At 69.1% G+C, this 8,480-nt stretch carries 7 protein-coding genes and 1 pseudogene; 3 read left to right on the top strand and 5 right to left on the bottom strand.

Features of this window, described 5'->3' with window-relative positions:
• The 3 genes and pseudogenes from ADBZ5U_RS10785 to ADBZ5U_RS10795 form a co-directional block, all read left to right on the top strand.
• A pseudogene (locus ADBZ5U_RS10785) lies at window positions 1–824 on the top strand (hypothetical protein); the annotation flags it as partial.
• Between the two features lie 144 nt (window positions 825–968).
• Complete coding sequence (locus ADBZ5U_RS10790) at window positions 969–2,789, top strand: dynamin family protein (protein ID WP_526265241.1); 1,821 nt, start codon at window positions 969–971, stop codon at window positions 2,787–2,789.
• Complete coding sequence (locus ADBZ5U_RS10795) at window positions 2,786–4,261, top strand: dynamin family protein (RefSeq protein ID WP_526265243.1); 1,476 nt, start codon at window positions 2,786–2,788, stop codon at window positions 4,259–4,261. Before ADBZ5U_RS10790 ends, ADBZ5U_RS10795 begins: the two co-directional genes overlap by 4 nt.
• Before the next feature lie 3 nt (window positions 4,262–4,264).
• Here ADBZ5U_RS10795 and ADBZ5U_RS10800 read toward each other — a convergent pair whose 3' ends face one another.
• From ADBZ5U_RS10800 to ADBZ5U_RS10820, 5 genes are all read right to left on the bottom strand, one after another.
• Window positions 4,265–4,918 (bottom strand): hypothetical protein, encoded by a 654-nt coding sequence (locus ADBZ5U_RS10800; protein ID WP_526265245.1) that lies wholly within the window; start codon window positions 4,916–4,918, stop codon window positions 4,265–4,267.
• Between the two features lie 96 nt (window positions 4,919–5,014).
• Window positions 5,015–5,566 carry a hypothetical protein gene (locus tag ADBZ5U_RS10805; RefSeq protein ID WP_526265253.1) on the bottom strand — a complete coding sequence of 184 codons (552 nt, stop codon included), beginning with the start codon at window positions 5,564–5,566 and terminating at the stop codon, window positions 5,015–5,017.
• A gap of 83 nt (window positions 5,567–5,649) precedes the next feature.
• Window positions 5,650–6,090, bottom strand: a complete 441-nt coding sequence (locus tag ADBZ5U_RS10810) for a protease inhibitor I42 family protein (protein ID WP_526265247.1) — start codon at window positions 6,088–6,090, stop codon at window positions 5,650–5,652.
• A complete protein-coding gene (locus tag ADBZ5U_RS10815; protein ID WP_526265249.1) occupies window positions 6,087–6,941 on the bottom strand; it encodes an SDR family oxidoreductase in 855 nt (284 codons plus the stop codon). Before ADBZ5U_RS10815 ends, ADBZ5U_RS10810 begins: the two co-directional genes overlap by 4 nt.
• A gap of 24 nt (window positions 6,942–6,965) precedes the next feature.
• Window positions 6,966–8,480 (bottom strand): alkaline phosphatase family protein (locus ADBZ5U_RS10820; protein WP_526265251.1); only part of this gene is annotated, 1,515 nt, incomplete at its 5' end.

An 8,480-nucleotide genomic window follows, 5' to 3' on the forward strand; every position in this document is an offset into this window, starting at 1 on the left:
CCCCGGCCTACACCCCGGCCTACACCCCCTCGTACACCCCTTCCTACGACCCGGTCTGGAACTCCTCGCCGTCGTTCGCCCCGGCCCCGACCTTCGCACCCCAGACCGATCTGGCCAGCAACAACTCCACCGAACTGGCCAGCCGCAACGCCACCGAACTGGCCAGCCACAACGACGTCCCGCTGTTCAGCCCGACCCAGGACGCCGGCGCCAATGCCCAGCAGGGCGCCTTCAACCTCGGGTTCGGCGACATCACCCTGGGCAGCAAGACCACGCAAACCGCCACCGACGGCGGGGTGGTGGTCGGTGCCGACGCCAACGGCGACATCGTCAGCGGCGACGGGGCGGTGCTGGGCAACGACAACGCCGTGACCAACGGCGGCATCCGGGCCGACCACGGCTCGAACATCTCCACCGGCCGGGCGGCGGTGATCGACGACAGCGGCACCACCGCCGGCGGCGACGCGATCGCCACGGCCGACTCCGGATCGGTCATCAAGGGTGCGGACAACAGCCTGCACAACGGCGCCTCCGTCGGCGGTAGTGCGACCACCACGACGGTCGGCGGGACCGGCAACTCCACCACCGCCGACGGGCGGGAGACGACGCTGACGACCGTGACCACCACCACGATGACCGACAACTCCGACAACTCGGCGCACGAAACCACCCTGACCGACGCGTCGACGACCGACTCGTCGCACCACTCGCTGTTCGAGACCAGCCTGCTGAGCGACAACGAGACGGCGTTGCACAGCGATCTGGGATTGCGCAGCGACCCGTCGTTCGCGTCGGGTGACCGTCTGCTCGGACTCGGCTTCTAGCCGCGGGCAGACCGCGCGGCGGGGCACCCGGTTCCTCCCTCCCCCGGGTCCCCGCCGCGTTGGCGTTTCCGGGGCATACCGTGTCCAGGGCACACCCGGGGCATAACTTTGGTATCGACGCTTCGGTATCGACAGGGAGACCGCGTGAACCAGCCGCAGGACCGGCGCCAGGTCGGTGTGATCGTCGAGTTGATCGACCACACCCGCACCATCGCCGACCTCAACGACCGGGCCGATCTATCGGCCCGGCTCGCGGCCGCGCGGGAACGGATCACCGACCCGCTGATTCGGGTGGTGATCACCGGCCAGCTCAAGCAGGGCAAGAGCCAGCTGCTCAACTCGCTGCTGAATATGCCGGTCGCCCGGGTGGGCGACGACGAGAGCACGGTGCTGATCACCACCGTCGGCTACGCCGACCAGCCGTCGGCCCGGATCGTCGTCGCCGACGGCCGGGGCGGCGAAGAAGCCGTGGAGATTCCCGTCGCCGACCTGCGCACCGACCTGCGCCACGCACCCCAGGCCCGCGGTCGGCGGGTCGTCCGGATCGAAGTCGGCGCTCCCAGCCCGCTGCTCAAGGGCGGCCTGGTGTTCCTCGACACCCCGGGCGTGGGCGGTCAGGGCCAGCCGCACCTGTCCGCCGCGCTCGGTCTGCTGCCCGGCGCCGACGCCGTGCTCTTCGTCAGCGACGCCAGCCAGGAGTTCACCGAACCGGAGCTGCGGTTCATCCGCCAGGCCGTCGAGATATGCCCGGTGGCGGCAACCGTCGCCACCAAGACCGACCTGTACCCGTTCTGGCGCCGGGTGGTCGAGGCCGACAGCGCGCACCTGAGCCGAGCCGGTCTGGCGCTGCCCGTGATCGGCGTCTCCTCGCTGCTGCGCAGCCACGCGGTGCAGACCGACGACAAGGAACTCAACGAGGAGTCCAACTTCCCGGCGCTCGTGAACTTCCTCTCCGAGAAGGTCATGTCCCGGGAGAGCGACCGCACCCGCGATCACGTGCTCGCCGAAATCCTCGCGGCCGCAGAACATCTGAGCCTCTCGGTGGATTCGGAGTTGTCCGCCCTGACCGATCCCGGTCAGGCCCGCCGGCTGACCGACGACCTGGAACGGCGCAAGCAGGAGGCGCAGGACGCGCTGCAGCAGACCGCGCTGTGGCAGCAGGTGCTCACCGACGGGATCGCGGACCTGACCGCGGACGTCGACCACGATCTGCGCGCCCGGTTCCGGGCCATCACCCAGCGCGCCGAGGAGACCATCGACTCGGTCGATCCCACGCTGCGGTGGGCGCAGATCGGGGCTCAGGTCGAGGACGACGTCGCCAACGCCGTCGGCGACAACTTCGTGTGGGCCTACCAGCGCGCCGAGGCGCTGGCCGCGGAGGTGGCCCGCACCTTCGTCGACACCGGTCTGGACGTCGTGAAGATTCCCGAACTCAGTGCCCGGGAGATGGCCGCGGGGATGGGCCGGCTGAAATCGTTGGCCCGGCTGGAGTCCAAGCCGATCGGCAGGGGCCACAAGATGATCACCAGCATGCGCGGTTCCTACGGGGGCGTGCTGATGTTCGGCATGCTGACCTCGGTCGCCGGGATGGGAATGTTCAATCCCATCTCGCTGGGCGCGGGCCTGCTGTTGGGTCGCAAGGCCTACCACGAGGACATGGAGAACCGCATGCTGCGGGTGCGCAACGAGGCCAAGACCAACCTGCGCAGGTTCGTCGACGACGTGCTGTTCGTGGTCACCAAGGAGTCGCGGGACCGGCTGAAGAACATCCAGCGCCAACTGCGCGACCACTATCGCGAGATCGCCAACCAGACGACCCGGTCGCTCAACGAGTCGTTACAGGCCACCCTCGCCGCTGCTCGACTCGAGGAAGCCGGGCGCAACACCCGGGCCCGGGAACTGGAACGACAGATCGGCATTCTTCGGCAGGTGATCGACAATGCCGAGAGACTCGCCGCCCGATGAACGTTGGCGGCATCCTCGACGCGACGCTGCGCGTCTACCGGGCCGACCCGGCTTACCGGGCCCGACCCGAAGTCCTCGATGAACTGCACCGCATCGCCGCCCGCCTCGACGAACCGATCCGCATCGCGCTGGCGGGGACGCTGAAGTCGGGCAAGTCGACATTGGTCAACGCGCTGGTGGGGGAATGCATAGCGCCCACCGACGCGACCGAGGCCACCCGGCTGGTCACCCGGTTCCGGCACGGTCCCACCCCCAGGGCCACCGCCAACCTCGCCGGCGGGGGGCGGATGAACGTTCCGATCATCCGCGCCGGCGGCGGCGCGCTGACATTCGAATTCGCGGATCTGGACGTCGCCGCGGTGGTCGACATCGACGTCGACTGGCCGGCTCAGGAGTTGGCCGCCGCCACCGTCATCGACACGCCCGGCACGTCCTCGCTGACCCGCGACGTCTCCGAGCGCACGCTGCGGTTGCTCGTCCCGCCGGACGGGGTGCCCAGAGTCGACGCGGTCGTGTTCCTGCTGCGCACCCTCAACGCGCCGGATATCGCCTTGCTCAAGCAGATCGGCGAGTTGGTCGGCGGACCCGCCGGCGCGCTCGGGGTGATCGGGGTGGCCTCCCGCGCCGACGAGATCGGCGCGGGGCGCATCGACGCCATGCTCTCGGCCGAGGAGGTCGCCCGGCGGTTCACCGCCGAACTCGACGGGACCGGTGTCTGTCAAGCCGTGGTCCCGGTGTCGGGGCTGCTGGCGCTCACGGCGCAGACGTTGCGACAGAACGAATTCGACGCGCTGCGCAAGCTCGCCGGCGTCGATGCCGCCGAACTCAACAAGGCGATGCTGAGCGCCGACCGCTTCATGCGTGACGATCCGGCCCTGCCGGTCGATGCCGCCGCCCGGGCGGACCTGATGGAACGTTTCGGCATGTTCGGTATCCGGCTGTCGCTGGCCCTGCTGCGGGCGGGTGTCACCGACGCCGAGACACTGGCCGGGGATCTGCTCGAACGCAGCGGTCTGGTCGCCCTCCGCGAGGTGATCGACCAGCACTTCGCCCAGCGTGCCGATCAACTGAAGTCGCATACCGCTCTGGTCTCCCTGCGCCGGTTCGTCCAGCGGTATCCCACCCCGGCGACACCCAGGATCATCGCGGACGTCGATCCGTTGCTCGCCGATTCCCACGCCTTCGAGGAACTGCGTCTGCTGAGCCAACTACGTTCGCGGCCAACCACTTTGACAGCCGACGAGATGGCGTCGCTGCGAAGGATGATCGGCGGCTCGGGCACCGGCGCGGGCAGTCGCCTCGGGCTGACCGGCGAGAATCCCGGCGACGGGCCCCGCGCGGCGTTCGCGGCGGCCCAGCGGTGGCGACGCCGGTCGGAACACCCGCTCAACGACCCGTTCACCACCCGGGCCTGCCGGGCGGCGGTGCGAAGCGCCGAGGCGCTGGTGGCTCGGTACTCCCGCGGGGCGTGAGCTTCAGCCGGCCGCGGGAGGCTCCGGTGGCGCCGGACGGGTCGGCCGGGGCCAGAGCGGGAACAGCGGCTTGGTCGTCGTCTCCGTGACCGTGGTGACCGACGTGGTGACCGACGTGGTGACCGAGGTGGTGACCGTGGCGGTCGTCGACGGCGCGGGCGCCTCGGTCGCGGCGGGTGCCGCGGTGGTGGGAGTGGCCGTCATCGTCACGGTGCTCGGCGGCGGTGGCTGGGCGGTCGTGCTCGGCGAAGGCGCCGCGGTCCGGGAGGGGGACTCGGGCGGGGACGAAGACTCGGTGGTGGGCGCCGCCGAGGTCGTCGGCGTGACACTGCTCGAGGTGACCGCGGGGCTCTCCGAGGTGCCCGAACCGGTGAACTTCACCATCGCGTAAACCAGCAGTGCCAGCACCAGAGCCGTCAGCACGCCGAGGCCCACCATGGCGGCCGGGCGGTGATGCCAGGGCGCTGGCGGTGGTGGCGCGGCGGGGTGGCGGCCGGTGCCGCCGACGGGCGCGGTGGGTGCGGTGGGTGCGGCATAGCCGGTCGGCGGCCCGTACTCGCTGTAGGCCTCGCCGCCGACTCCGCCGTAGTCGGCGTACTGGGTGGGGTCGCTCTCGGAGTAGTCGTCCGGGTCGTCGGGGTAACCGTTACGCGCCACGACGGCCGATCCTAGTGCCGGCGAGTGGCCGAGGGTGAACTACAGGCATCGCGAGCCGATCGGTCCCCGACGGGGTGCCCGCCAGCGGGGGGTCGGTCAGAAGAAATCGACGCGATCGGTGCTGACGAACATGCCGTGCCCGCTGTCGTCGTTGGTGAACGTGGTGCCGGTGCTGTCGGCGGTGATCGTCCACCCCACCGCCCGGTAGGTGTCGTAGCCGATGGTCGTGGTCGGCATCGCGCCGAGGTTGCCCAGCACCCATCGATGGGCGCCGCCGGCCGACACCTCGACACCGTTGGCGCGCTCGCCGTCGACGATCGGGGAGTCGCTGAACTGGGACTCGCAACCCACCGTGCCGGCGGAGATCTGGCAGCGGGTCTTGCCGGATCGGGTCTCGATGTAGACGTAGCCGTTGGCGTTGGGCTCCAGAATCCGCCCGCCGGCGGGCTGTTGGGGGGTGGTGGTGGCGGGCCGGCTCGACTCGGTGGTCGGCGGTGCGGGCGTCGGCGTCGACGTGGTGGGACTCGTCGGACGTGGGGTGGGGAACTCCGGTTCGGTGTCGCTGCCGCAGCCCGGGCAGGTGGCCACCCCGTCGACGGTGCTGCCGCAGCCGGCCAGCACCGCGGTCACCAGGCAGGCGGTCGCCATGGCGACCCGGCCGCGGTTGGGAGTGCGCACCCGGCCAGCGTACTCATCGAGTGGCTGAAGTTACTGGAGTGACTCGCGGGGTCTCATTTGACGGCGACGTTGACCGAGAAGACCCACGAGTCCTTCTCCCCGCCCGGCCACGGACGTCCGTAGGTGGTGGACACCGTGGTGTTGCCGGGTGCCATGGCCTGCACCATCCAGACCTCACTGCCCGCCGCACCGGGTCTGCCCTGTTCGGGTGCGATCACCTCGTGGCCGGTCTGGGCGGCCACCTTCGGGTCGGAGATCAGCAGCTTCTCCGCCCATGTGAACCCGGTGGACGGGTTGGACGCCAGGCTGACCTGGAGGAAATCGCCGACCGCCAGGGTCGTGCTGCGGCTGATCTGTTTCTGGTCGAGCAGTTCGTCGTAGGAGATCTCGATAGTCGTGGTCCGGGGCTCCGCCTTGGAGTCCTCGGCCGTGTTCGAGCACGCCAGCAGCGGCGCCCCGGTGATCAGCACCGCGGCCAGGATCCGGAAGTTCATCGTCGACTCCTTTTGAGAAACCCCCGGGTTCGGGACAGGTACGACGGTATCCGACGGGCCGGCACCGGACGCGGCCAGTCGTCGGCCCGGAAGTAGGCGTCGGACCCGCCGTCGACGAAAACCACGCTGCCGCAGAGGAAGTCCGCCGAGTCCGACAGCATGAAGACGCACCAGTCGGCGAGTTGCCCGGCATCGCCGAACCCCCCGATCGGCACCGGGAACCGGCGGATCTGCCTGGCCTCGGCCGGTGTGGCGAGTTGGCGTTGCAGCATCGGGGTCATGATGGCGCCGGGTGCCAGAGCGTTGAGTCGGATGCCCGCCCCGGCCCACTGCGGCGTCACCGCGTTCCGGCGCACCCACCGGCTGATCGCGATCTTGGATGCGGCATACGCCATCGGCGGCGCGGCCGGGCCGAGCAAGCGGTAGGTGCGCAGCGCCTTCTCGGCATCCCCGGCGAGTAGCGCCCGCACCGCCCGACCGGGTACCGCCGGCACGGTGGTCGTCGAATTGCTGGAGAAAACGACCACTTTCGCCCGCTCCGCGGCGGCCAGTGCCGGGCGCCAGGCTTCCAGTAGTTCAACGACGCCGAAGTAGTTCACCTCGGTGATCAGGCGCTCGGCGCCCCTGGTGGGTCCCAGGCCGGCAGCCAGCACCGCTCCGTCCAATCGTCCGCCGCAGCGCGTCAGAACCGCATCGGCGGCCGCGCGCCGACCCGCGGGCGTCGACAGGTCGGCGATGACGCCGGCGTCGGTGATGTCGACCTCGATGACGCTGTGGCCGCGCCCGGTCAACCGCTCGACGACGGCACTGCCCATTCCGGAGGCCGAACCGGTGACGGCGTAGGTGCCCACTGTCGTTGTACTAGACCAGCTGAACTAAACCAGCGATCCGCTACCGGACTTGGTTGCGGTGTCCCAGAATTCGTTCAGCGGAGCGGCGAACTTGTCGTTGTTGGTCAGCGTCGGCAGGCCCAGGGAGTCTTCGATGAACCGCAGCAGGCTGTAGTGGTTGTAGTGGTTTGTGGCGGTGAAGGCGCCGCTACGCATCCCGGCTGCCACCGCGCCCGGCGACGGGATGACGACGAACACCACCCGGTTGCCTTCGTTGCCGAAGTCGAGCGAAAGGTTGTTGTTGTCCTCATCGAAGGTGACGATCAGCGCCGACTTGCGGGTGGGGTCCTTCCAGACTTCTGAGTTCAGGACCACCGGGACGGTCTCGGAGAGGAACTGGTCAAGCGCCGGGATGTTGTACGGGTTGCCGGGTTCGAGCTGGCTGAGCGCAAATTTCAGCATGCCCCAGGGGAAGTCGACCGGGCCTTCGCCGTTGAAATCCTCGTTGGCGGCGAACCAGGCGTAGTTGGGTGCGGTAGCAACCGATTTCAGATCTTCGGCCATCTGCTGCAAAGGAACGATGTTCGCCAAGGCCTGGGGGTCGTTGGCGATCGACTTGAACGCCGGGAAGGGCAGTTGGTCGGGGGAGTAGTCGCCACTGGCCACCAGTGGATTCCCGCCGGGCTGGAGGCTCTGCGCGTAGCCCCGCCACGTCAGGCCGGCGTCCGCGATGTTGGAGACCAGGGTGGTGTCGGCGTCGATGCACGGGGTGGCGCAGTTGTAGGTCAGACCGAAGTCGGTGCCGCCGATGACCGGGTAGTAGTTCGGCAGGCTCGGATGGGTCAGGCCGTAGTAATTGTTGGCCAGTCCGTAGGCGTTGATGAGGCTGTTGAGGAAGGGGGCTTTCGTACTGTTGACGATGTCGTCATAGCCCTTGTTCTCCATGTACACCATGAAGACGTGGTCGAGTTCGCCGACCGTCGACACCGGGGGGGTGGGAGCCGGCGGGGCGGGCAGGGTGGCTCCGACGGTGAATGCGATGTTGTCGGCGAATGCGGAGTTGTAGGCGAAATCCGCACCACCAAGGAGCCAGGGCACCCCTAAGGTCACCCAGGCGTTGTCATCGAGTGTGACCACGACCTGCGCATAACGGGTACCGGTCGGGAGTGTGCCCGAGGTCGCGCGGTGCTTGAACCCGGTCTGGAACCAGCGTTCGAGAGGGCCGACCTCGGCCAGCTTGGCAGTGCCGAGGTAAGTCTTGTTGGCGTCGAGGAAGTCGACCTTCACCGAGGCCCCGGACTGATCGGACAGGTAGCCGCCGAGCCAACCGCTGAGGTTGTAGGTCGTGGTGCCCAGATCGATGTCGCCGGCGGCGCCGCGGAGGTCGACGGTCTGGGTCAGGGTCGCGGTCGCGACGTCGCCGCCACCGAAGAACTGGTTCCCGCCGTCGGGAGGTCCGCTCTTGGCCTTGGGGTATCCCAGGAAGGACGGCAGGTCAGGCATCGGGAAACTCGTGCCGATCGGCCAGGCGTTTCGGGGCGCCCCGTACTCGATCACCGT

The sequence above is a fragment of the Mycobacterium sp. genome (assembly GCF_040398885.1).
In the GTDB taxonomy this organism is placed as follows: Bacteria; Actinomycetota; Actinomycetes; order Mycobacteriales; family Mycobacteriaceae; genus Mycobacterium.